Here is a 23939-nt window from a genome sequence, read left to right on the forward strand (position 1 = left end):
GCCCGTGGCGGCACCGGTCACGACCGGTGAGGTCTCAGACGTCGGCGACCTTGCGGCCCTTGTACTCGCGGAACAGCGGAGTGCCGGCGGAGTCCGTCACGACCTTGGCGGTGTGCGGCAGGCTCCAGGACACCCGACCGTTCTCGACGGTCTTGACCAGCGTGGGCACCTCGGCCTTCCACTGGGAACGGCGGGAACGCGTATTCGAGCGGGAGGTCTTCCGCTTGGGAACAGCCACGATTGACTCTTTTCTTCAGTTGCTCTTGCGTTGGTCTGTCTGGCCCGGGTCGGTCGCGAGGGACTGCAGAGCATCCCAGCGCGGATCGCGCGTCTCGTGCCGGTGGCCCGGGTGGTCCTCCAGCCGCACTCCGCACTGCGGGCACAGGCCCTGACAGTCGGGACTGCACACCGGCTGGAACGGCAGTTCGATCACGAAGGCATCGCGCAGCAGCGGCTCCAGGTCGACACTCTCGTGCTCGACCCGCGGCAGGGGCTCGCCGTCCTCGTCCGTCGCCGGATCCGGATCGGCGAAGTACAGCTCCTGCACGTCCACCGTGAGGTCGTACGCGATGGGGTCCAGACACCGGACGCACTCACCGACCGCGCGGGCCGTGGCCGTGCCGGACACCAGGACTCCCTCGTGCACCGCCTCCAGCCGCAGGTCCAGATCCATGTCCGAGCCTGCGGGGATGCCGATCGCCGGGGTCCCGAAGTCCTCCGGGGCCTCGACCCGTTCCTCGAGGGCACGCATCGCCCCGGGACTGCGCTGCAGTTCCCGGACACTGACGACCAGGGCATCGAGTGCCTGGTGCTGATGTGGGCGGCTGATGGTGAACTCCCGAAAAGAACAGATGACCGACTGACCATTCTAGCCCGTCGGACCCCCATACCTCAAAAGGACACTCGTCAGCCGCGCGGGGGCGGCGGCGCCGTCATCCGGCGGTACACCGAGCGCGGCACGAAACCGGAGATGTCCCCGCCGAGGGAGCCGACCTCCTTGAGCAGCGACGAGGAGAGGTGCGCGTACCCGGGGTCGGCCGCGAGGAAGACGGTCTCGACGCCGGTGAGGTGCCGGTTCATGGTGGCCATCGGCACCTCGAAGTCGAGGTCGGCCGAGGTGCGGACCCCCTTGACGATGGCGTCCGCACCGTGGCGCCGGCAGAAGTCGGCGAGCAGCCCCTCCCCCATCGCCTCGATGGTGATCCCCCGCAGGGCGGACAGGGTCTCGCGGGCCATCTGCAGCCGCTCGTCCAGGCCGAACCGGTACTTCTTGGCCGGATTGGTGGAGACCGCCACGATGATCTCGTCGAAGAGGTTGCTCGCCCGGGCGATGATCTCGAGATGCCCGTTGTGCAGAGGGTCGAAGGATCCAGGACAGACGGCGCGGCGCATACTCCGCATCGTACCGACGGGTCGCCGGCTCGGCATGCCGACCCGTCACGGTGGTGCAGGTTCGCCAGGGGAGCGTCCGCGCCGTCGCGCCGCCGTGCTCGTCCGCGTGACGGACCGGGTGGAGGGACGGCGGTCCGGGGGCAGAGACTGGACCCATGACGACGCACACCGGCACCACGGCGGCACCCTGGCAGCGGGCGGCGCACGGAGCGAACCTGCTCGACGCCTCCGGCACCCTGGCCGGCACCATCTTCGAGGAGATGACCGTCCTCGCCGGCACGCACGGGGCAGTGAACCTCGGACAGGGCTTCCCCGACGAGGACGGCCCCGTTCAGATCCTCGAGGCGGCGCGCGCCGCGATCTCGTCGGGCGCCAACCAGTACGCTCCGGGCCGGGGCATCCCCGTGCTGCGGGAGGCGATCGCCGCGCATCAGGCGCGCTTCTACGGGCTCAGCGTGGACCCGGCCGAGGAGGTTCTCGTCACGACGGGGGCGACGGAGGCGATCGCCGCCGCGCTGCTCGCCCTCACCGGCCCGGGCGACGAGGTGCTCACCTTCGAGCCGTTCTACGACTCCTACGGCGCGATGATCGAGCTGACCGGGGCGCGGCACGTGACGGTGCCGCTGCACGAGCCGGACTTCCTGCCCGACGAGGACGAGCTCGCCGGCGCCGTCACGGACCGAACGAAGGTCATCCTGGTCAACAACCCGCACAACCCCACGGGCACCGTGTTCGGGCCGGAGCTGCTGCAGCGCATCGTCGAGGAGGCCGCCCGACACGGCGCGATCATCGTCACCGACGAGGTGTACGAGCACCTCACCTTCGACGGCGTCACGCACGTCCCGGTCGCGACCCTGCCGGGCGCGGCGGAGCGCACCCTGACGATCTCCTCGGCCGGCAAGACGTTCTCGGTGACCGGGTGGAAGGTCGGCTGGCTGACCGGTCCGGCCGACCTCGTCGCGGCGGTGCGGACCGTCAAGCAGTTCCTCACCTACTCCTCCGCCAGCCCGCTGCAGGGCGCGGTGGCGCTCGGGCTCGGACTGGACGACGACGTCTATGCCGGCCTGGCCTCCTCGCTCCAACGCAAGCGCGACCTGCTCGTGAGCGGGCTGCGCGGCGCGGGCTTCGAGGTGACCGTGCCCGCGGGCACCTACTTCGTCGTCGCCGACGCCACCCCGCTGCTCGGCGGCGACGTCACCGACGGCGCGGAACTGTGCCGGCGGCTACCGGCCACCGCGGGCGTCGCCGCGATCCCGCTGACGGCGTTCTACCACCCCGGCAGTGCGGCCGCGGCGTCGGCGTCCCGGCTGATCCGGTTCGCCTTCTGCAAGCGCGACGACGTCCTGGCCGAGGCGGTCCGTCGCCTGACGGCGTTCGGGTCCGCGGGCGCCTGACGGCGTCAGGCCGGTTCGGCGTACCAGAGCCGGGTCTCGCCGTACTTCCGGTCACGGACCGGCTCCAGCCCGTCCGGCCACGTCGGCTCCGGTGACCGGGTGGACCGTTCGACGACGACGAGGGCTCCCTCGGCCAGCGCCGGGCGCAGCAGCGCGAGCACGGTCGCCAGCTCCGGTTCGGGCATCGGGTAGGGCGGGTCGAGGAACACGAGGTCCCAGCCGTGGGGGTCCGGTGTGGCGAGGAACGACGCGACCTTCTCCTGCCGCACACGCACGGCGGCGGGACCCAGGTCGGCCTCCAGCAGGCGCGCGTTGCGGCGACACACGTCGGCCGCCCGGCGGGCGGACTCGACGAGCGTCGCCCGCCGCGCTCCCCTGCTGAGCGCCTCCAGCCCGAGGGCACCGGAGCCCGCGAACAGGTCGAGGACCAGTGCGCCGCGGATGGCGTCGGCCGCCTCGAGCCCCGAGAACAGGGACTCCTTGACCCGGTCCGTCGTCGGCCGGGTGTGGTCCCCGGGCACCGACGTCAGGGTCCGGCCGCCCGCGACGCCGGCGATGATCCGGCTCATGCCGCGACCGTCCGGAACGGCGTGTCGCCCGCCCGCGCCGGACGACGCGCCGTGCAGGTCTCAGCCACGGTCCAGCCACTCCTCGGCCTCGGGATCGAGGTAGTCGTCGATGGCGCCGGCGAGAACGGGGTGGCTCGCCAGCTCGGGGTCCTGCTCGATGATGGCCTGCGCGTCGTGCCGGGCGGCGACGATGATCTTCTCGTCCTCGATCACCCGCAGCAGTTTCAGGGTCGACCGGCCGCCGGACTGGCGGGACCCGAGGATGTCGCCCTCGCGCCGCAGCTTGAGGTCCTCGGCGGCGAGGGCGAAGCCGTCGGTCGTGCTCGCGACGGCCTCCAGGCGCACCCGGGACGGGTGCCCGGCCTCGAGGCCCGTGACGAGCAGGCACGTGCCGGGCAGGCCACCGCGGCCCACGCGGCCGCGCAGCTGGTGCAGCTGCGAGATGCCGAAGCGGTCGGCGTCGAGGATCACCATGAGCGTCGCCCGCGGCACGTCGACACCGACCTCGATGACGGTCGTCGAGACGAGCACGTCGAGGTCGCCGCGATGGAACGCGGCCATCGTCGCGGCCTTCTCGGTCGGGTCGAGGCGGCCGTGGAGGGCACCGATGCGCACCCCCGCCAGGGCCGGGGTCTGGGCCAGCGCGGCGACGGTCTCCTCGACGGAGGCGAGCGGGGGCGCCTTCTCCGCGGCGCCGCCGATCCCGCCGATCTCGCCGGCGGCCTCGTCGAACTCGACGCCGTCGCTGTCGTCGAAGGTGCTCGACGCCGCCTCACCCCCGTCGATCTTGGGGCACACGACGTACACCTGGCGACCCGCGTCGACCTCCTCGCGGGCCCGCTGCCACACGCGCTCGCGCCACTCCGGGTGTTCCACGAGGGGGACGATGTGGGTGTCGATCGGCGCCCGACCGGCCGGCAGGCCCTCGAGGGTCAGGACGCCGAGGTCGCCGAAGACGGTCATCGCGACGGTGCGCGGGATCGGGGTGGCGGTCATGACGAGCAGGTGCGGCGGCACGCCGGCCCGGGTGCGCAGGGTGTCGCGCTGCTCGACGCCGAATCGGTGCTGCTCGTCGACGACGACGAGGCCGAGCTCGGCGAACTGCACCGTTTCCGAGAGCAGCGCGTGCGTGCCGATGACGATGCCGGCCTCGCCCGACGCGGCGGCGAGCAGCGCCTGCCGGCGAGCGGCCATCGGCATGCTGCCGGTGATCAGGACGACGCGGGTCGCGTGCTCGGCGCCGCCGAGCATCCCCGCGGCGGCGAGCGGGCCGAGCGTCGCGGTGATCGACTGGTGGTGCTGTGCGGCGAGCACCTCGGTCGGCGCGAGCAGGGCGGCCTGGCCGCCGGCGTCGACGACCTGCAGCATGGCCCGCAGCGCGACCAGCGTCTTGCCCGAGCCCACCTCGCCCTGCAGCAGGGCGTTCAGGGGCCGGTCCGCCGCCAGCCCCTCCTCCAGCGTCTGCCCGACCGAGCGCTGACCGTCGGTGAGGGTGAACGGGAGGGCGGCGTCGAAGTCGGCGAGCAGGCCCGTCTCGCGGCGGGGACGCCCGACGGCCACCTGGGCCTGCTGCTCGGCGCGGCGGCGCGCGAGCGCGGTCTGCAGGATGAGGGCCTCCTGGTACCGGAACCGGTGCCGGGCCCGGTACGCGTCGGCGATCTCGGCCGGGGCGTGGATGTCCCGGTACGCGGTCACCAGGTCGCCGAGTCGCTCCCGCGCGGCGAACTCCGCCGGGACGACGTCGGGCAGGCGGACGGCGTCGTCGGGGTCGCCCGTGATGCCGAGTTCGGCCAGGACCGTGGCAACGCGCTGGGCGATCCACCAGCTGGTCAGGGTCGACGTCGCCGGGTAGACGGGCACCGGACGGCTGGCCAGGTCCTCGCCTGTCGCGTCGTCGTCGAGCAGCAGGTAGTTGGGGTTGGTCAGCGTCGGCTTGCCCCGGTAGAGGCTGACCTTGCCGCTGAACAGCGCCGTCACCCCGGGCTGCAGGTCGCGGTAGGCCTGGTAGCCGTGGAAGAAGGAGAGGCTGAGGGTGCCGGGCCGCTGGGCGTCCCGGTCGGTGATGACGACCTCGACGATGGAGCCGCGGCGGTTGCGCATGGACCGCTGGGAGCTGGAGAGCACCTCGGCGATGAGGGTGACGTCCTCGTCCACGGGCAGACCGGCGATGCTCTGCAGCTCACCGCGTTCGAGGTAGCGGCGGGGGAAGTGGTGCAGCAGCGAGCCGACCGTGCGCAGCCCGAGGCCCTTCTCGAGCTTGGTGGCGTTGGCCTTGCCGAGGACCTTCTCGAGCCGGTGTGCGCGGGGGTCGAGGATCCTCGGGGACGAGGCGGAGCGCCGGCGCTGCGGCGCCGGCCCGCTCACTGGTGCGGCTCCGGCGTCTCCTCGGCACGCAGCGACGTGACGACCAGGTTCTCCGGGACACCGGTGCCGCTGATGACCGCGAGCGCGCGGTCGTGGGCGTCGTGCGGAACGTGGGCGTGAAGGCGCCAGCGGTACCCCGCATCGGTCACGGCACCGGTGGACCCGGTACTGGTGCTTTCGGTGCCGGTGCTGCCGGGGCCCGCGATCGGGGCGATGGCGGTGAGGATCACCGAGTCGCCGAGCTCGTCGAGCGCGATGCGCAGGCTCGCGGCGTCGAGCGGGCTCAGAGCAATCGTGCACATGATCTCGACGCCGTCCATCGCCTCGGGGTGCTCCCCGTGGTCCAGGCCGTCGAGGTGTTCGAGGGGGGCGACGGCCACCGGGTCCCCGGTCACCGCCCACCGGAGGCACTGCAGGACGAGCAGCAGGCCGACGGCGCCGGAGTCGACGACGCGGGCCCGGGCGAGCACGTCGTTCTGCTCCTCGGTGGCCTCGACGGCGGCGGCCGCGGCCGCGAGCACCCCGTCGAGGACGATGACCAGGCCGGCGTGGCTCTCGTCGCCGTCGCGCTCGGCGGCCCGCGCGGCGCAGGCGGACGACGCGGCCTCGATGACCGAGAGCATGGTCCCGCGGACGGGGTCGCTGAGGGCGGACCAGCAGCGCACCCCGGCGCGGTCCAGCGCGGCGGCGAGGGCGAGCGGGGTGAGCCGGGCGTGGCCGGCGAGCGGCTCCGCCATGGCGCTGAGCATGACGGCGAGGATGGTCCCGGAGTTGCCGCGCGCGTGCTCCAGGGCGTATGCCCCGGCAGCGCCGAGGAAGACGCCGAGGTCGACGGGCTCGTGGGGCTCCTCACCGTGGTGCACCGGCTGCGGCGGCGCGGGGAGCCCGGCGACGGCGGCGGCAACGGTCTGCACCAGGTTGGAGCCCGTGTCCGAGTCCGGCACGGGGAAGACGTTGATGGCGTTCAACTCGCCGCAGTGATCACCGAGCACGGTCTCGGCGTGGGTCAGCCAGCGGTGAATGACGCCCGCGGAGGACCCGGCCCTAGGCTGCAAAGTGATCCCATCCTGTTCTCTTCGACGGGCGGCCGTCGACCAGCAGTTCCCCGGGGCCGTCCGCGACCGAGCCTATCGCAGTGAATCCCTCCGGAACCGTGCCCGGAGCGAAGGCGGCGACCAGCCCGAAGTCCTCCCCGCCGGCCACGCACCAGGCCATCGGATCGGCTCCGAGCAGGGCCGCGGCAGGCGCGAGCCGGTCCGCGAAGCGCGCCAGGCGCCCGGTGTCCAGATCGATCCGCACGCCGCTCGCCCGGGCGAGTCGACCCGCATCCCGCACGAGCCCGTCGGAAAGGTCCATGAGCGCGTGGGCGCCGGCGCGGGCGGCGGCGACGCCGACACCGAGCGGCGGCCGGGGGCGCAGCTGGGACAGGATCAGGTCCTCGACCAGGACCGCGACGTCGGGGTCCGTGGCGACCCCGGGCCGGTCGCTCAGCGGGGCGGCGGTCTCGAGCAGGGCGAGCCCGGCGGCCGCCTCCCCCACCCGGCCCGCCACGGCCAGCTCGTCACCGGGCCGGGCACCGGAGCGCAGGACGGGGCCCGCGTCGGTGAGCCGGCCGAGCGCCGTGATGGTCAGGACGACCTCGCGTGCTCCGGACAGGTCCCCGCCCGCGACGGAGCAGCCCGCGGCGCCGAGGGTGCCGATCGCGTCGGCGATGCCGTCGGCGAGGGAGAGCACCCAGTCGACCGACGTCTCGGGCGGCATCGCGAGGCTCACGAGCAGGCCGATGGGCTCCGCGCCCATCGCGTTGAGGTCGGACAGGTTCTGGGCGACGCCCTTGAACCCGACGTCGTGGCCGGCGGTGACCCGGCCATTCGGCCAGACCGCCCGGTAGTCCCGGTCCTCCACCAGCGTGTCGACGGTCGCGACGACGCGGGGGTCGCCGATCCTCAACACCGCGGCGTCGTCACCGTTGGCCACCTCGTCGTGGGCGCCGCGCGGCAGCCGGGGCAGGAACGCGGCCAGCAGGTCGGCCTCGCCGAGGTCGCCGACCCGCGCGCTGCGGTCGGGTTGATGCGGCGCACTCGCGCGCTCGGACGTGCGCCCCGGCAGGGCACCGCTGCGGTCGCCGGTCGCGTCCGTGGGGGCGCCTGCCGCGTCCGGGGAAGTCATGTCCCGACCCTAACCGGGCCCACCGACAGTTCTGCGCCGGTGCCGGTGAGGCGCTCGGGGACGAGGCGGGCGGTCAGTGCTGCTGGCCGTCCGGGTGGTCGGCGATGTACTGGGCCATGGTGTCGTCCCGGAGCGCCTTGCCGACGTCGGCCACCGCCTTCTGGTCGACCACGATGATCGACTGACCGTCGCTGGAGAACGACGTCCCGGAGTTCGGGAGGGTGAACATGTGCACGTCCTTGCCACGGACGTTGCGCAGCTTCCACCCCAGCCCCATGACGTCACCCGAGGTGAAGGTCCGGTCGACGCCGAGGTACGGCGCGAACTTGGTGACCGCGTTCGAGACCATGCCGGGGTTGGCCAGCACCGAGGGCGAGAGCATCTTGTTCATCAGCGACTTCATGTACGCCTGCTGGTCCTTGACGCGCTGGTAGTCGCCATCGGCGAAGGCGTGCCGTTCCCGCACGAAGGCGAGCGCGTGGGCGCCGTCGAGCACCTGCTCCCCGGCCTTGAAGGTCAGCCCGTCGATCGCCTTGAAGTCCTGCGGCACGTTGACGCTGACGCCGCCGATCGCGTCGGTCAGCTTCTCGAAGCCGCCGAAGTCGAGCGCGGCGACGTTGTCGATCCGGGTGCCGAGCATGCCCTCGAGCGTCTTGACCAGCAGCGGGATACCGCCGATCGCGATGGCCGAGTTGATCTTGCCCTGCCCGGCGCCGGGGATGTCGACCCAGGAGTCCCGCATGATCGACATGCCGTACACACCCTTGCCGTCCGAGGGGACGTGGATCAGCATGATGGTGTCGGAGCGCTGGTCGCTGCCGGCCGCGTTGTTCAGTTCGGAGAGGTTCCCGCGGGTGTCGCTGCCGAGCAGCAGGATGTTCTGCACGCCGCCGCCGGCCGCCTCGGGCCGGTTGCCGTCCGGGAAGACCTTCTCGAGCTTGACCGTCTTGTCGTCGAACGTCCGGGCGATCCCCCCGACGTAGGTACCGACGACGATGGCCACGACGGCGATCACGGCGACGACCGCGATGACGATCGTGCGGATCAGGCGCCTGCGGCGGAGTTTCGTCCGGGCGGCGACCCGCTGCTCCGAGGCCGCGAGCGGCCCCAGGGGGCGAGTGTCCGAGTAGCCCGGCTCGTCCATCTGTCCTCCATCCGGGCACAGCCCGATCACGCCGACGTCGAAGTTCCTGTCGATCGTAAGGTGTCCGGCTGACCGGATGCTGCACGAGGGCGGTGATGTCGCCCGCGTGCCGGTGCGGCTCGTCACGTTCGCGCCGCGTCTCGTCCCGATCTGCCGGAACGCGAGCGCGCGGAAGCTCGGTAGGCTCGGACGGTGCTGTTCCGCTCGCGCCCGTCCCCGTCCGACCCCTTCATCGCCGGACGTGCCTGCGGGAGCGGACGGGTCGACGCGGACCGGCCGGCCCGGCGCGTCGGCGCCGCGCGGGCAACGGCCGCCGTCGTCGCGGTCACCGGTCTGACGGCGATGCTCACCGGGTGCTCCCCCGCGGTCGACGTCGCTCCCGCCCCGCAGTCGAACGACCCCCGGTGCGCCCCCGTCATGCTCGCCCTGCCCCACGACCTCGCCGGACTGGCGAAGCGGACGACGACGAGCCAGGCGACCGCCGCGTGGGGCGATCCGTCCGCGGCGGTCCTGCGCTGCGGGGTGCAGCCGCCGGGCCCGACGACGGAACGCTGCGTCAGCGTCAACGGCGTCGACTGGGTCGCCGTGCAGGAGAAGTCGACGTGGCGGCTCACGACCTACGGCCGTACGCCGGCGGTCGAGCTGCTGCTGGACACCAGCAGGGCCGCGTCCAGCACCGTCCTCGTCGAACTGGCGAGCCCGGTCTCGAGCCTGCCGCGCTCCCACAAGTGCCTCGACGTGCGGGACGCCCAGCTGCCGTCCCAGCAGGGCTGACGCGCGCGACCGATCAGCGCCGACCGGTCAGCGCCGACCCCGCCCCCCGGGGGCGGTCCGCCGGATTCAGCGCAGCCCGGTGCTCCGGCCCAGCGCCAGCTCGAGGAGCTGGTCGATCAGCTCGGGGTACGCGATCCCGGTGGCGGCCCACATCTGCGGGTACATCGAGATCGGGGTGAAACCGGGCATCGTGTTGATCTCGTTGATGATCAGGTCGCCCTCGGGCGTGTAGAAGAAGTCGACCCGGGACAGGCCCTCGCCGGCGACCGCCTCGAACGCCTCGACGGCGAGCTGCCGGATCCGCGCGGTCGCCCCGGCGGGCAGGTCCGCGGGGCAGCTGAGCGCGGCGGCCTGCGCGTCGACGTACTTGGCGTCGAAGTCGTAGAAGGTGTGCTGGCCGTCGGCGACGACGATCTCGCCGGGCAGGCTGGCGATGGGCCGCTCGGGCGAGGGCCGGTCCAGCACCGCGCACTCGATCTCGCGGCCGACGATCCCGGCCTCGACGACGACCTTGGGGTCGTGCTCACGGGCCGTCTCGATGGCCGCCTCCAGCGCGGCCGGGTCGGTGACCCGGGTGATACCCATGCTCGAGCCGGCGCGGGCGGGCTTGACGAACACGGGCAGCCCGAGGCGCCCGACCCGTTGCAGGCACGCGGCACGGTCGGCGGCCCACTGCCGGTCGGTGATCGCCTCGTACGGGCCCACCGGGAGGCCGGCGTGCTGGAAGACGATCTTCATGAAGTCCTTGTCCATGCCGACGGCGCTGGCGAGGACGCCGGCACCGACGTAGGGCACGCCGAGCAGTTCGAGCATGCCCTGGATGGTGCCGTCCTCGCCGAAGGGCCCGTGCAGCAGCGGGAAGACGACGTCGACGGAGCCGAGGCTGCGCGGCGGCTCGCCTGGCGCGGTGACGAGGAGTTCGTGGGAGCCGGCGCCGGGTGCGGTCACGACGGTCGCGTGGGCGTCCTCGATGGCCGGCAGGGTGCCGCCGCCGAGGCTGAAGGCCTGGACCCGCGCGTCGTCCATCTGCACCCACTGGCCCGACCGGGTGATGCCGACGGGCACGACGTCGTACCGGTCGCGGTCCATCGCCTTCAGCACGCCGGCGGCGGTGACGCAGCTGACGGCGTGCTCGCTCGAGCGTCCCCCGAACAGGACGGCGACGCGGATCCGTCCGTCCTGTCCGCGAGTGGCGGTCCCGGGCTGGGCGGGTTCGGTCACTGTTCTCCTTCGGATTTCAGGTCGCGGCCGAGCAGGCGGGGGGCGAGCTCGTCGACGGAGATCTCCCCGTCCAGCACCGCGACGACGTTCTCGGTGATCGGCATACGCACCCCGAGGCTGCGGCCGAGGTCGAGCACCGGCCGGGCGGACTTGACGCCCTCGGCGGTCTGCCGCATCGTCGCGGTCACCTGCTCGGCGCTCAGGCCGGTGGCGAGCAGCCGGCCGGCGGTGTGGTTGCGGCTCAGGGCCGACGAGCAGGTGGCGACGAGGTCACCGAGCCCGGCGAGCCCGGCCATCGTCTCGACGCGGCCGCCGAGCGCGAGGGCGAGCCGGGTGGTCTCGGCCAGGCCGCGGGTGATGACGGACGCCTTCGCGTTGTCCCCCATCTGCCTGCCCTCGCAGATGCCCACGGCGAGCGCGATGACGTTCTTGACGATGCCGCCGAACTCGACGCCGACCACGTCGGTGTTCGTGTAGGGCCGGAAGTAGGGCGGCGAGCAGGCGGCAGCCACGCGCGCGGCGACGGCCTCGTCGGCGCACGCCACCACGGAGGCGGTGGGCGACTCCCGGGCGATCTCCATCGCCAGGTTGGGGCCCGAGAGCACCGCGACCCGCTCGGGCGGCAGGCCGAGCCCGGCGGTGATGACCTCACTCATCCGGGCGTTGGTGTGCAGTTCGAGGCCCTTCATCAGGGACACGACGACGGCGTGCGGCGCGAGCAGTTCGCGGATGCGCGGCAACTGCGGACGCAGGGACTGAGCGGGCACGGCGAGCACGACGAGGTCGGCGCCGTGCAGGACGCCGGGCAGGTCGGTCGAGGCCGTCAGGGTGGTGGGCAGCGCGATGCCCGGCAGGTAGGCGTCGTTGCGGTGCCGGGCGGTGATGTCCTCGACGACGGCGGCCCGGCGACCCCAGATGCGCACCTCGGTCGAGGGGCCGCCGGCCGTGGCGACGGAGGCCTCCGCGGAGTCGGCGAGGATCTTGGCGAACGTGGTGCCCCAGCTGCCGGCGCCGACGACGGCGATCCGCGTGAACGGCTCCGGGCTCACCGCTCGTCCCCGCGGCCACCGGCGGTGTCCCCGTCGGCGGGGGCGGCCGTGGACTCGCTCGCGGCGTCGTTCGTGGGGGCGTCCGTCATCCCGTCCGTCGGCACCGCCGTTCCCGCGCGCGACCCGCCGTCGAAGTGCCGCCCCGTGGCCTGCTGGCCGTGGTGGTCCGGGTCCCAGCGCGACGCCGGCGGCTCCTCACCGCGCAGCCGCGCCAGTTCCGTCGTGATGGCAGCCATGATCTTCTCGGTCGCCGCGGCGAGCACGGTGCGGTCGAGCGGGCGGCCCCGGAACTCGGAGAGGTCCACGGGGACGCCGGCCACGACGGTCACCCGCTTGCGCGGGAACGGGTGGAGCCGCTTGGCGTAGCGCGGGAACAGGTCCTGCGCGCCCCAGTGCACGATCGGCACGACCGGCGCACCGGTCTGCAGGGCCAGCCGCGCCGCCCCGGTGCGGCCGCGCATCGGCCACAGGTCCGGGTCACGGGTAAGCGTGCCCTCGGGGTAGACGATGATGGCCCCGCCCTCGTCGATCACCTTCCGGCTCGCGGCGAGCGACCCGCTCGCCGTCGTCGCCCCGCGGGTGACCGGCACCTGGCCGGTCCACCGCAGCACGGGCGCCAGGCCGGGCACGCGGAAGAGCGAGTCCTTGGCCAGGAAGTGCGGCAGCACCCGGTTGCTGTAGAGGAAGTGCCCGACGATCAGCGGGTCGATCTCCGTCACGTGGTTGGGGACGGCGATGAACCCCGTGTCCCGGGGCAGTCGCTCGACGCCCCGCCAGGTGTGCGTGATGAGAGCGTTCAGCGTCGGGATCGCCGCCGCGGCCAGGCCGCGGAACGTCCAGATCTGCCGGGCGTCCACCGGAGTGGTCTGGGGCGTCACGTCATCCTCCCGTGCCGCATCTGCGCTGCACCTGGCGCGGTGGAGAGCAGGGGGCGGGTCAGTGATCGGTCGTGGTCAGGTCGAAGTCGGCGCCGAGCGCCTCCAGCTTCTGCGTGAACCGCTCGTACCCGCGGTTGATCAGCTCGATGCCGGTCACGTGGGAGGTCCCGGTCGCGGCCAGGGCGGCGATCAGGTGGCTGAAGCCGCCGCGCAGGTCCGGCACGTCGATGTCGGAGCCCTTCAGCTGGGTGGGCCCGGAGATGACCGCCGAGTGGAGGAAGTTGCGCTGGCCGAAGCGGCACGGCACGCTGCCGAGGCACTCGCGGTGCAGCTGGACGCTGGCGCCCATCCGCACGAGGGCGTCGGTGAAGCCGAACCGGTTCTCGTAGACCGTCTCGTGCACGATGGACACGCCGTCCGCCTGCGTGAGAGCGACGACGAGCGGCTGCTGCCAGTCGGTCATGAAGCCGGGGTGCACGTCCGTCTCGAGGACGAGCGGGCTGAGCTTGCCGCCCGGGTGGTAGAACCGGATGCCGGCGTCGTCGATGTCGAACGCGCCGCCGATCTTCCGGAACACGTTCAGGTAGGTCATCATGTCCTGCTGCTTGGCACCCTCGACGTAGATGTCGCCGCGGGTGACGAGCGCCGCGGACGCCCAGGAGGCGGACTCGATGCGGTCCGGCAGGGCACGGTGCTGGTAGCCGCTGAGGCTCTTGACGCCCTCGATGCGGATCGTGCGGTCGGTCAGGACGCTGATGATGGCGCCCATCTTCTGCAGCACGGCGATGAGGTCGAGGATCTCGGGCTCGGTCGCGGCGTTGCGCAGCTCGGTGATGCCCTCGGCACGGGTGGCCGAGAGGAGGACCTGCTCGGTGGCGCCGACGGACGGGAACGGCAGCTCGATCTTGGCTCCCTGGAGGCCGCGCGGCGCGGTGATGTGGATGCCGGCGTCGCCCTTCTCCACGATCGCGCCGAACTTGCGCAGCACGGACAGGTGGAAGTCGATGGGCCGGTCACCGATCCGGCAGCCGCCGAGATCGGGAATGAAGGCCTCACCGACGCTGTGGATCAGCGGCCCGCACAGCAGGATCGGGATGCGGGAGTCACCGGCGTGCGCGTCGATGTCGGCGCGGTTGGCCTGCGTGGCGTGCGTCGGGTCGAGGGTGAGGTCACCGTTGACGGGGTCCTTCGTCACCTCGACACCGTGCAGCTTCAGCAGGTTGGTGACGACCTTGACGTCCTTGATCTCGGGGACGTTGCGGAGGACGGAGGGCTCGTTGCCGAGCAGGGCCGCCACCATGGCCTTGGGAACCAGGTTCTTCGCGCCTCGGACGGTCACCCGACCGGCCAGGGGCACACCACCCCGGATCGTCAACACACTTGCCATGGATTCGTGACCTCGTTCGTCGTTACTGCTTACGTGCCGTCGGGGGAAAGCGCGCCCGTCGGCCTGACGTCAAGCATAAGAGCATGACGGTCGCACCCAGGTGCAACACGGATGCGGGCGCAGATCATCCCGGCCGTGCACGTGGCGTCCGCCACCGGCCGGATCGACATCGGCGCTGGTCAGCGCCGGGATGCGCTTCCGGCAGGTCGGGCGGACCCGACGGGCCGACGTCAGGGGCGCGCGGGAAGCGTGGTCGGCTTGTAGGCGGGCCGCTGGGCCTCGAACGCGGCGATGTCGTCCTCGTGCGTGAGCGTCAGCCCGATGTCGTCGAGCCCCTCCAGGAGCCGCCACCGCGTATAGGCGTCGATTTCGAACGGCGCGACGATCGAGCCGCAGGTCACGACCTGGTTCACGAGATCGACCTCGACCTCGGTGCCCGGCGCGTTCTCGAGCTCCTTGAGGATCAGCTCGACGTCGTCCTGCGCCAGCTGGGCGGTGACCAGGCCCTGCTTGCCGGAGTTGCCGCGGAAGATGTCGGCGAACCGGGAGGAGAGCACGGCGGCGATGCCGTAGTCCTTCAGCGCCCACACGGCGTGCTCGCGGCTGGAGCCGGTCCCGAAGTCGGGGCCGGCGACGAGCACGCTGCCGTGGGTGAAGGGCTCGCGGTTGAGGATGAAGTCCTCGTCCTTGCGCCAGCTCGCGAAGAGGCCGTCCTCGAAGCCGGTGCGGGTGATCCGCTTGAGGTAGACGGCGGGGATGATCTGGTCGGTGTCGACGTTGGACCGGCGCAGGGGCACGCCGATGCCGCGGTGGCTGGTGAACTTCTCCATGGGTGTCTCCTCTCAGACCGCGACGGGCTCGGGGGTGGGCGACGACGGCGCGTCGACGGGGTCCAGGTCCAGGGGCGAGGACAGCGTCCCGCGCACCGCGGTCGCCGCGGCGACGACGGGCGAGACCAGGTGGGTGCGGCCACCCTTGCCCTGCCGGCCCTCGAAGTTGCGGTTGGACGTGGAGGCGCAGCGCTCCCCCGGCGCCAGCTGGTCCGGATTCATGCCCAGGCACATCGAGCAGCCGGCGAACCGCCAGTCGGCGCCGAAGTCGATGAACACCCGGTCCAGGCCCTCGGCCTCGGCCTGCAGGCGGACGCGCGCCGAGCCGGGCACGACCATCATGCGCACGTCGGGGTCCTTGGTGCGGCCGCGGATGACGTCGGCGGCGGCCCGCAGGTCCTCGATCCGGCTGTTGGTGCACGAGCCGAGGAACACGGTGTCGACGCGGATGTCCTTCATCGGGGTGCCCGCGGCCAGGTCCATGTACTCCAGCGCCCGCCGGGCACCGGCCTTCGCGTCCTCGTCGCCGAAGCTCTCCGGGTCCGGCACGGACTCCGAGAGGGAGACGCCCTGCCCGGGGTTGGTGCCCCACGTGACGAACGGCTCGAGGGTCGTCGCGTCGAGGAACACCTCGGCGTCGAACACGGCGTCGTCGTCGGTGCGCAACTGCGACCAGGCGGCGACGGCGTCGTCCCAGTCCTGCCCGGTCGGGGCGTGGGGGCGGCCGGCGACGTAGTCGAACGTCGTGGCGTCCGGGGCGATCATGCCGGCGCGGGCGCCGGCCTCGATCGACATGTTGCAGATCGTCATCCGGGCTTCCATCGACAACGCCCGGATGGCCGAGCCGCGGTACTCCAGGACGTAGCCCTGGCCGCCGCCGGTGCCGATCTTCGCGATCACCGCCAGGATGATGTCCTTGGCGCTCACGCCCTCGCCCAGCTCGCCCTCGACCGTGATCGCCATCGTCTTGAAGGGCTTCAGGGGCAGCGTCTGGGTGGCCATGACGTGCTCCACCTCGGAGGTGCCGATGCCGAAGGCGAGCGCCCCGAAGGCGCCGTGGGTGGAGGTGTGCGAGTCGCCGCAGACGACGGTCTGGCCCGGCTGGGTGAGACCGAGCTGCGGGCCGACGACGTGGACGATGCCCTGCTCGGCGTCGCCGAGGGGGTGCAGCCGGACGCCGAACTCGGCGCAGTTGGCGCGCAGCGTCTCGATCTGGGTGCGGCTCGTCGGGTCGGCGATCGGCTTGTCGATCGCGAGCGTCGGCGTGTTGTGGTCCTCCGTGGCGATCGTCAGGTCGGGACGCCGCAGGAGGCGCCCGGCCAGGCGGAGGCCCTCGAACGCCTGGGGGGACGTCACCTCGTGGAGCATGTGGAGGTCGATGTAGAGCAGGTCCGGCTGGCCGTCCTCACCTCGCCGGACGACATGGTCGTCCCATACCTTCTCCGCCAGTGTCCTGCCCACGACCCTCACTCCTTCGTCGTCGTGTCCGGTCTTGTTCGACCAGGGCTTGCGTCTCGAATAATGAGACGGCAATATCAGTACATGGACAACTCTAGTGGAGTCGGCGTCATCGACAAAGCGGTTCTCGTGCTCGATGCGCTCGAGGCGGGCCCGACGACGCTCGCGCAGCTCGTCACCGCCACCGGGCTGGCGCGGCCCACCGTGCACCGCCTCGCCCTCGCTCTCGTGCACCACCGCCTCGTCGGCCGGGACGTGCAGGGCCGGTTCGTGCTCGGCTCCCGGCTGGTCGAACTGGCCGCCGCCGCCGGCGAGGACCGCCTCACCGCGGCCGCCGGTCCGGTGCTGATCGGTCTGCGCGACGCGACGGGCGAGAGCGCCCAGTTGTACCGCCGGCAGGGCGACTGGCGCGTGTGCGTGGCCTCGGCCGAGCGGCCGATCGGCCTGCGCGACACCATCCCCGTCGGCACCCAGCTCTCGATGCGCGCCGGCTCGGCGGCCCAGGTGCTGCTGGCCTGGGAGGACCACGACCGTCTGGTCGAAGGCCTGCAGGGCGCCCGCTTCACCCCCACCGTGCTCGCCGGCGTGCGGCGACGCGGCTGGGCGCAGAGCCTGGCCGAGCGCGAGCCAGGCGTCGGCTCCGTCTCGGCACCCGTGCGCGCCCCGTCCGGCCGGGTGATCGCCGCGGTGTCCATCTCGGGTCCCATCGAGCGGCTCACCCGCCAGCCCGGTCGCCTGCACGCCGACGTCGTCGTCCGGTCGGCCCGGCAACTGACCGATGCCCTGCGCTCAGCCACCGAGGGCGGGGGCGTCGAGGGTGACGCGGTGTCCGCGGACCGGCTCTCGGCCGACGGCCTCTCGGCGGCGACCCCCCGGAGGGGCCGGGCGTGAACCGGTTCGCCGTCTTCCTGCGCGGCGTCAACGTCGGTGGCGTCTCGATCACGTCGGCGAAGCTGAAGGCCGCGCTCGATGCGGAGCCGCTGACCGGCGTGCGCACCCTGCTCGCCTCGGGCAACGTGCTGTGCACGACGGCGCTGAGCGCGGCGAAGGCGAAGGACCTGGTCGAGCAGCGGCTGCGTGAGGCGTTCGGGTACGACGCGTGGGTCGTCGTCCTGACCCGGGCGCAGGTGGAGAGAATCGCGGCGGACTGCCCCTTCCCCGCCGACTCGACGGAGCAGCACGCCTACCTGACGCTGGCCTCGGACCCGTCGGCCCTCGACGAGCTCGTCGCCGCCGCGGTCGACGCCGGCTCCGACGAGCCCGTCCGCCTCCACCGGCACGCGATCGCCTGGACGGCCCCGGTGGGCGGCACGCTGGCGTCCCCGCTGACGAAGGTCTCGGCGACGAAGCGGTTCAAGGAGACGACCACGACGCGCAATCTGCGCACGCTGCTGAAGGTCGTCGCGGCGGACTGAGGAGCGGCGGGCCGAGGGCGTTCAGCCCGACGACGCCCGCACCACCAGTTCGGGCTGCAGCACGATCTGGCGCGATTCCTTGCCGTCGAGCTGTTCGAGCAGCAGCTCGAGGGCCAGGGCACCCATCCGCTCTCGCGGCTGCCGGATCGAGGTGATGGGCACGGCGGCCGCGGCGGCGAAGTCGATGTCGTCGTAGCCGACGATCGCCAGGTCCTCGGGCACCCGGATGCCCCCGTTGATCGCGACGCCCTGCAGCACGCCGAGCGCGATCAGGTCGTTGCCCGCCACGACGGCGTCCGACCGGGTGTGGAGGTCCGCGCCCAGGGCGAGGATCCGCCGGCCCGCGGCGACGCCCTGCGCCATCGTCAGCCCCGCCACCGGCAGCACGTCCAGACGGGCTTCCTCGACCTGCGCCACCGCGGCGCGGGCGCCCTCGAGCCGGTCCTGCACCTGCCGCAAGTCCAGCGGGCCGCCGACGAAGAGCAGACGCCGCCGGCCGCGCGCCAGCAGGTGCTCGGCCGCGTCCCGCCCACCGCGCACGTCGTCGACCGACACGCTCGACCAGCCCGGGGTGGACGCCAACCGATCCACGAACACCGACGGGATGCCGCGGTTGCGCAGGCCCTGCAGCTGCGGGAGCACCTCCTCGACCGGGGAGATGAGGATGCCGCGCACCCGTTGCTCCTCGAAGAGGGCGAGGTGCGCGGCCTCGCGGTCGCCGCGTTCGTCGCTGTTGGCGAGCAGCACCGAGAGCCCCTCGGCCGCGGCCCGCTCCTCGACACCGCGCGCGACGTCGGTGAAGAACGGGTTGCGTACGTCCAGGACGACGAGGCCGATGCTGCTCGACCGTCCCACGCGCAGCTGGCGGGCGGCGTCGTTGCGCACGAACCCGAGGTCGTCGATGGCGGCCAGCACCCGCTCGGCCGTCGCGGCGGCGACCTTGCCGGGGCTGTTCAGGACGTTCGAGACCGTGCCGACGGAGACGCCGGCACGCGCGGCCACGTCCCGCACACTCGCCGCCATGACCCCGCCCTTCCCGCCCGTCCAACACACCGATGAAACGATTCCGAGCCCGGTGCTTGACGCGGGCATGTGACCTTTCTTACAGTACCGGCAACGACTGAAACGATTCAATCGCTGTAGTCCACCCGAGAGGCCGATCAATGTCGACCGGTACGTCAGGCTCCACCCCCGCGCTCGAGCTGTCCCACGTGGCCAAGGCCTTCGGCCCCGTCGTCGCCCTCTCGGACGGCACCCTCGCCGTCGACGCCGGCAGCATCCACGCCCTCATCGGCGAGAACGGCGCCGGCAAGTCGACGCTCGTGAAGATCGTCGCCGGGGTCTACCAGCGCGACGCCGGGGAGCTGCGGGTCGGCGGCCAGCCCGTCGACTTCCGGTCCACCGCCGAGTCCAAGGCGGCCGGCGTCGCGGTCATCTACCAGGAGCCCACGCTCTTCCCCGACCTCTCCGTCGCCGAGAACGTGTTCATGGGACGGCAGCCGCGCACCCGCAGCGGCGCCGTGGACCGGCGCGCGATGCGGGCGCAGTCGACCGCGCTGTTCGACCGGCTCGGCGTGCGGCTGGATCCGGACCGCCCGGCCCTCGGCCTCTCGATCGCGGACCAGCAGCTCATCGAGATCGCCAAGGCCATCTCCCTGGACGCGCTGGTGCTCATCATGGACGAGCCGACCGCGGCCCTGTCCGGCGTCGAGGTCGACCGGCTCTTCGCCGTCGCCCGCAGCCTGCGCGACGAGGGCCGCGCCCTCGTGTTCATCTCCCACCGCTTCGACGAGATCTTCGCCCTGCATCACGGTGATGCGCGACGGCGCGTACGTCTCCACCGACCGCACCGGCGACGTCACGCCCGCGGCGATCGTCACCCGGATGGTCGGCCGCGACGTCGACACGCTCTTCCCCAAGACGGACGGCACCGCCGGCGAGACACTGCTCGAGGTCGCCGGGCTCACCCGCCGCGGCGTCTTCGAGGACGTCTCCTTCCGCGTGCGCGCCGGGGAGATCGTCGGCTTCGCCGGGCTCGTCGGCGCCGGCCGCACCGAAGTGCTGCGCGCCGTGTTCGGCGTCGACGACTACGACGCCGGCACCGTCACCTTCCTCGGCCGCACCCTGCCGAAGGGCAACCCGCGCGCGGCGATCAAGGCCGGCATGGGCCTGGTCCCCGAGGACCGCCGCAAGCAGGGGCTCATCGTCGACATGTCCATCGCCCGCAACCTCACCCTGGTGATCCGCCGGCGGCTCGCCCGCGCCGGGCTGCTCAGCCGCGACGCCGAGTACGCGAGCGCGAAGGACTGGGCCACCCGGCTGCAGGTCAAGGCCGCCGGCCTGGACAGCGAGGCCGGCACCCTCTCGGGCGGCAACCAGCAGAAGGTCGTCCTGGCCAAGTGGCTGGCCACCGGCCCACGGCTGCTCATCGTCGACGAACCGACCCGCGGGATCGACGTGGGCACCAAGGCCGAGGTGCACCGGCTGCTCGACGAGCTCGCGCACGAGGGCTACGGCATCGTCATGATCTCCAGCGAACTGCCCGAGGTGCTCGGCATGAGCGACCGCGTCTACGTGATGCGCGAGGGCCGAATGACCGCCGAGCTGAGCCGCGCCGACGCGACCAGCGAGGCCGTCATGACCGCGGCGACCCGGAGCGCGGCGTGAACGGCCGGGTGGGGGCGCTGCTGCGGCGGCGCGAGTCCGGGGTCCTGCTCGCCGTCGTGCTCGTCATCGCGGTCACGACGGCGATCAACCCGTCCTTCCTGTTCTCCGACAGCGGGTACGCCAACCTGCTGCTCACGCCCTCGATCCTCGCGGTGCTGGCCATCGCGCAGACGTTCGTGATCGTCACCCGCAACATCGACCTGTCGGTCAGCGCGACGCTCGGCCTCACCGCCTTCGCGACCGGCACGATGTTCTCCTCCTGGACCGGGGTGCCCGCCGTCGTCGTCGTCGTCCTCGCGATCGCCCTCGGCGGGGCACTCGGCCTGCTCAACGGCGTGCTCATCAGCGTCGCGAAGGTCCCGGCGCTGGTGATCACGCTGGGCACCCTCTACGCCTACCGCGGCATCCAGGTGATCTGGCAGGGCTCCTCGCTGATCACCCCGGACGAGATGCCGGACGGCTTCACCAACCTCGGCGTCGGCTCGGTGCTCGGCGTACCCGTCCTCGCCATCGTGGCGCTGCTGGTGCTGCTCGGCGCGGGCTACTTCCTCGGCTTCCGCCGCGCCGGCCGCGAGTTCTACGCGATCGGCTCCGACGAGCAGGCGGCCCGGCTGTACGGCCTGCCGGTCGGACGCCGGGTGCTCATCGCGTTCGTCCTCTCGGGTCTGCTGTCGGGCCTGGCCGGCGTCATGTACGCGGCCCGGTACGCGACGGTCTCCTCCTCCGCCGGCACCGGCCTCGAGCTCCAGGCCGTCGCGGCGGCCGTCATCGGCGGTGTCGCGATCTTCGGCGGCAGCGGAACTCCGCTCGGCGCGGTGCTCGGCGCGGTGCTGCTGACGACCATCAGCAGCACCCTGCCCACCATCGGCGTCCCGGACTTCTGGCAGCAGGCGGTGGTCGGCGCCCTCATCCTGCTGGCGATCGTGCTGGACCGGGTGCTCGCGGCCCGGACCGCGCGGCGCCTGACCTCCGAGCAGAGTGCCGCCCGGCTCGATCCCGCCCCCACGACGAAAGCAGCGATCCGATGAGCACGACGCTCGACGCCCCGCGCACCATCCCCGTCGGGCCGACCCGCGGCACGCGCCTGAAGCGAGCGCTGCTCGGCCGGGACGCCGCGATCGTCGTGCTCCTCGTGGTCGTCTACCTGATCGGCTACACGACGGTCCCCTACTTCGCGGGCCCGACGACCATCGCATTCCTGCTCCTGGACGTGCTGCCGATCCTGCTGATCGCGCTGCCGATGACGCTGATCATCATCACCGGGGAGATCGACCTGTCCGTGGCGAGCACCCTGGGCCTGTCCAGCGTGCTCGTCGGCGTCCTGTTCCAGGCCGGCTGGTCCATCCCGGCGGCGGCCGCCGTCGCGGTCGTCGTGGGCATCGCGGCCGGCGCGCTCAACGGGTTCCTCATCACCACGGTCGGGCTGCCGTCCCTCGCCGTCACCGTCGGCACCCTCGCCCTGTACCGCGGCATCGCCGTCGGCCTGCTCGGCACCAACGCCATCACCGGCTTCCCGCCGGAGTGGCAGGCGGTCGTGACCACCCGGCTCGGCGGCGACAACTCCCCGTTCCCCGCCATCCTGCTGCTCTTCGTCGTCCTCGCCGCGCTCTTCATCGTCGTCCTGCACTTCACCCCGGTGGGGCGCGCGATCTACGCGGCGGGCCTGAACGACGAGGCGGCCGCGTTCTCCGGCGTCGACACCGGCCGGCTGACCTTCTGGCTGTACGTCGCCTCGGGGCTGCTCTCCGCCGTCGCGGGCGTGCTGTGGACCCTGCAGTACAACTCGGCCCGAGGCGACAACGCCCTCGGCCTGGAGCTCTCCGTCGTCGCGGCGGTGCTCGTCGGCGGTGTCTCGATCTTCGGCGGCCGCGGCGCCCTGCCCGGTGTCATCGCCGCCGTCCTGACGATCGGCGTCCTGCGCAGCGTGCTGCGCCTGGCCAACGTCACCGACGACGTCATCAACGTCGTCACCGGTGCCCTGCTGATCGCCTCCGTCCTGCTCCCCCGGCTGTTCGCCGGGCTCGGCGCCCTCCGGCACCGTGCCGCGTCGCGACCCCGTCGTGCCGCCCACTCCTGACCCGTTCCCTCCCTCACCATCCAGCAGCACCGCCCACCATCAAGCGAAGGACACGCATCATGAAGCTCACCGCTCCCAGCACGCGGCTCACGGCCCTGGCCGGCGCCGCCGTCGCCCTCGCCCTGGTGGCGACCGGCTGCGCCGCACCGACTCCCGGAGGCAGTTCCGGCGGCGGCAGTGGCAGCGCCGCCGGCAAGAACTACTCCATCGCCTTCCTGCCCAAGAACCTCGGCAACCCGTACTTCGACGCCTCGGACAAGGCCGGCCAGCAGGCCATCCAGGGCTTCGGCGGCACCTACAAGGAGGTCGGCCCGCAGCAGGCCACCGCGGACGGCCAGGTCAGCTACATCAACACCCTCACGCAGCAGAAGGCCGGGGCCATCGTGCTCTCCGCCAACGACGTCAACGCCCTCTGCAGCGCGATCGGCCAGGCGAAGGCCGCCGGCGTCAAGGTCGTCACCTTCGACTCGGACACCAAGCCCGGCTGCCGCGACGTCTACGTCTCCGCCTCCAGCACCGAGCTGATCGGGCAGAAACAGATGGACATCATGGCCAAGCAGATCGGCAGCTCCGGCAAGGTCGCCATCCTGTCGGCCTCCGCGAACGCGACGAACCAGAACGCCTGGAACGACGCCATGAAGAAGTACACCGCCAGCAAGTACCCGAACATCCAGATCGTCGCCACGGTGTACGGCAACGACGACGACCAGACCTCGTACGACAAGACGCAGGCGCTGCTCTCCCAGTACCCGGACCTGAAGGGCATCATCTCCCCGACCACGGTCGGCATCGCCGCGGCGGCCCGCTACCTCGACTCGAAGAATTCCCCCGTCAAGCTCACCGGTCTCGGCGACCCGCAGCAGATGGTCAAGTACGTCAAGGACGGCACCGTTCCGGAGTTCGCGCTGTGGAACCCGCAGGACCTCGGCAAGCTCGGCGCGTTCGCCGCGAAGGCCCTGATCGACGGCACCATCACCGGCAAGCAGGGCGACAAGCTTCAGGCCGAGGGGCTGAGCAACAAGACGACCGAGTTCACGGTCGGCGCGGACGGCGTCATCACGCTCGGCCCGCCGTTCGTCTTCGACAAGTCCAACATCGACCAGTTCAAGTTCTGAGTCGATCCCACCCCGTCGGGGGGGGGGGGGGGGGGG

General features: G+C 72.3%; 22 protein-coding genes and 1 pseudogene. 8 read left to right on the plus strand and 15 right to left on the minus strand.

What is annotated here, in order from left to right; translation table 11 throughout:
• Positions 1-34: 34 nt before the first annotated feature.
• From rpmF to coaD, 3 genes are all read right to left on the minus strand, one after another.
• Positions 35-238 carry a 50S ribosomal protein L32 gene (gene rpmF / locus V6N00_RS05365; protein ID WP_076701258.1) on the minus strand — a complete coding sequence of 68 codons (204 nt, stop codon included), beginning with the start codon at positions 236-238 and terminating at the stop codon, positions 35-37.
• A 15-nt stretch (positions 239-253) separates the two neighbouring features.
• Positions 254-751 (minus strand): YceD family protein, encoded by a 498-nt coding sequence (locus V6N00_RS05370; RefSeq protein ID WP_334231045.1) that lies wholly within the window; start codon positions 749-751, stop codon positions 254-256.
• Positions 752-906: 155 nt separating this feature from the next.
• The gene (gene coaD, locus V6N00_RS05375; RefSeq protein WP_334231046.1) at positions 907-1392 is read right to left on the minus strand and encodes a pantetheine-phosphate adenylyltransferase; all 486 of its coding nucleotides are present in this window, start codon (positions 1390-1392) and stop codon (positions 907-909) included.
• 155 nt (positions 1393-1547) lie between these two features.
• On the opposite strand from coaD, the gene V6N00_RS05380 reads away from it, so the two are divergent.
• The gene (locus V6N00_RS05380; protein ID WP_334231047.1) at positions 1548-2786 is read left to right on the plus strand and encodes an aminotransferase class I/II-fold pyridoxal phosphate-dependent enzyme; all 1239 of its coding nucleotides are present in this window, start codon (positions 1548-1550) and stop codon (positions 2784-2786) included.
• A gap of 5 nt (positions 2787-2791) precedes the next feature.
• Here V6N00_RS05380 and rsmD read toward each other — a convergent pair whose 3' ends face one another.
• The 5 genes from rsmD to V6N00_RS05405 form a co-directional block, all read right to left on the minus strand.
• Complete coding sequence (gene rsmD, locus V6N00_RS05385) at positions 2792-3355, minus strand: 16S rRNA (guanine(966)-N(2))-methyltransferase RsmD (protein ID WP_334231048.1); 564 nt, start codon at positions 3353-3355, stop codon at positions 2792-2794.
• Between the two features lie 60 nt (positions 3356-3415).
• Entirely contained in the window at positions 3416-5671 is a 2256-nt protein-coding gene (locus V6N00_RS05390; protein WP_334231199.1) for an ATP-dependent DNA helicase RecG, read from the minus strand.
• Between the two features lie 44 nt (positions 5672-5715).
• A complete protein-coding gene (locus V6N00_RS05395) occupies positions 5716-6711 on the minus strand; it encodes a DAK2 domain-containing protein (RefSeq protein WP_334231049.1) in 996 nt (331 codons plus the stop codon).
• A gap of 52 nt (positions 6712-6763) precedes the next feature.
• Positions 6764-7888 (minus strand): thiamine-phosphate kinase, encoded by a 1125-nt coding sequence (thiL, locus tag V6N00_RS05400; protein WP_334231050.1) that lies wholly within the window; start codon positions 7886-7888, stop codon positions 6764-6766.
• Positions 7889-7961: 73 nt separating this feature from the next.
• Entirely contained in the window at positions 7962-9032 is a 1071-nt protein-coding gene (locus tag V6N00_RS05405) for an LCP family protein (RefSeq protein ID WP_334231051.1), read from the minus strand.
• Between the two features lie 192 nt (positions 9033-9224).
• On the opposite strand from V6N00_RS05405, the gene V6N00_RS05410 reads away from it, so the two are divergent.
• A complete protein-coding gene (locus V6N00_RS05410) occupies positions 9225-9806 on the plus strand; it encodes a DUF3515 domain-containing protein (protein WP_334231052.1) in 582 nt (193 codons plus the stop codon).
• A gap of 66 nt (positions 9807-9872) precedes the next feature.
• On the opposite strand, the gene V6N00_RS05415 is transcribed toward V6N00_RS05410, so the two are convergent.
• The 6 genes from V6N00_RS05415 to leuC form a co-directional block, all read right to left on the minus strand.
• On the minus strand, positions 9873-11027 hold the full coding sequence (locus tag V6N00_RS05415; protein WP_334231053.1) for a D-alanine--D-alanine ligase family protein: 1155 nt from the start codon (positions 11025-11027) through the stop codon (positions 9873-9875).
• Complete coding sequence (locus tag V6N00_RS05420) at positions 11024-12076, minus strand: NAD(P)H-dependent glycerol-3-phosphate dehydrogenase (protein WP_334231054.1); 1053 nt, start codon at positions 12074-12076, stop codon at positions 11024-11026. Before V6N00_RS05420 ends, V6N00_RS05415 begins: the two co-directional genes overlap by 4 nt.
• On the minus strand, positions 12073-12954 hold the full coding sequence (locus V6N00_RS05425) for a lysophospholipid acyltransferase family protein (protein ID WP_334231055.1): 882 nt from the start codon (positions 12952-12954) through the stop codon (positions 12073-12075). The genes V6N00_RS05420 and V6N00_RS05425 overlap by 4 nt, the downstream gene beginning before the upstream one ends.
• 58 nt (positions 12955-13012) lie before the next feature.
• On the minus strand, positions 13013-14341 hold the full coding sequence (gene murA, locus V6N00_RS05430; RefSeq protein WP_334231056.1) for a UDP-N-acetylglucosamine 1-carboxyvinyltransferase: 1329 nt from the start codon (positions 14339-14341) through the stop codon (positions 13013-13015).
• A gap of 230 nt (positions 14342-14571) precedes the next feature.
• Positions 14572-15171, minus strand: coding sequence for a 3-isopropylmalate dehydratase small subunit (gene leuD / locus V6N00_RS05435; protein WP_334231057.1), 600 nt, complete (start codon positions 15169-15171; stop codon positions 14572-14574).
• A gap of 12 nt (positions 15172-15183) precedes the next feature.
• Positions 15184-16632 (minus strand): 3-isopropylmalate dehydratase large subunit, encoded by a 1449-nt coding sequence (leuC, locus tag V6N00_RS05440; protein WP_334231058.1) that lies wholly within the window; start codon positions 16630-16632, stop codon positions 15184-15186.
• Positions 16633-16713: 81 nt separating this feature from the next.
• On the opposite strand from leuC, the gene V6N00_RS05445 reads away from it, so the two are divergent.
• Together V6N00_RS05445 and V6N00_RS05450 are read left to right on the plus strand one after the other, a co-directional pair.
• On the plus strand, positions 16714-17520 hold the full coding sequence (locus V6N00_RS05445) for an IclR family transcriptional regulator (RefSeq protein ID WP_416385035.1): 807 nt from the start codon (positions 16714-16716) through the stop codon (positions 17518-17520).
• Entirely contained in the window at positions 17517-18044 is a 528-nt protein-coding gene (locus V6N00_RS05450) for a DUF1697 domain-containing protein (RefSeq protein WP_334231059.1), read from the plus strand. Before V6N00_RS05445 ends, V6N00_RS05450 begins: the two co-directional genes overlap by 4 nt.
• Positions 18045-18065: 21 nt before the next feature.
• Here the strand turns inward: V6N00_RS05450 and V6N00_RS05455 are convergent, their stop codons facing one another.
• The gene (locus tag V6N00_RS05455) at positions 18066-19067 is read right to left on the minus strand and encodes a LacI family DNA-binding transcriptional regulator (protein ID WP_334231060.1); all 1002 of its coding nucleotides are present in this window, start codon (positions 19065-19067) and stop codon (positions 18066-18068) included.
• 140 nt (positions 19068-19207) lie between these two features.
• Between V6N00_RS05455 and V6N00_RS05460 the strand changes: the two are divergent.
• The 4 genes and pseudogenes from V6N00_RS05460 to rhaS all read left to right on the plus strand — a co-directional run bounded on the left by V6N00_RS05460 (position 19208) and on the right by rhaS (position 23903).
• Positions 19208-20711, plus strand: a pseudogene (locus V6N00_RS05460) (sugar ABC transporter ATP-binding protein).
• Positions 20708-21739 carry an ABC transporter permease gene (locus V6N00_RS05465; protein ID WP_334231061.1) on the plus strand — a complete coding sequence of 344 codons (1032 nt, stop codon included), beginning with the start codon at positions 20708-20710 and terminating at the stop codon, positions 21737-21739. Before V6N00_RS05460 ends, V6N00_RS05465 begins: the two are co-directional and overlap by 4 nt.
• Positions 21736-22788 (plus strand): ABC transporter permease, encoded by a 1053-nt coding sequence (locus tag V6N00_RS05470; protein ID WP_334231062.1) that lies wholly within the window; start codon positions 21736-21738, stop codon positions 22786-22788. Before V6N00_RS05465 ends, V6N00_RS05470 begins: the two co-directional genes overlap by 4 nt.
• 59 nt (positions 22789-22847) lie before the next feature.
• Complete coding sequence (gene rhaS / locus V6N00_RS05475) at positions 22848-23903, plus strand: rhamnose ABC transporter substrate-binding protein (RefSeq protein WP_334231063.1); 1056 nt, start codon at positions 22848-22850, stop codon at positions 23901-23903.
• Positions 23904-23939: the final 36 nt, after the last annotated feature.

The organism is Tersicoccus mangrovi, from assembly GCF_036881825.1.
Taxonomy (GTDB): domain Bacteria; phylum Actinomycetota; class Actinomycetes; order Actinomycetales; family Micrococcaceae; genus Tersicoccus; species Tersicoccus mangrovi.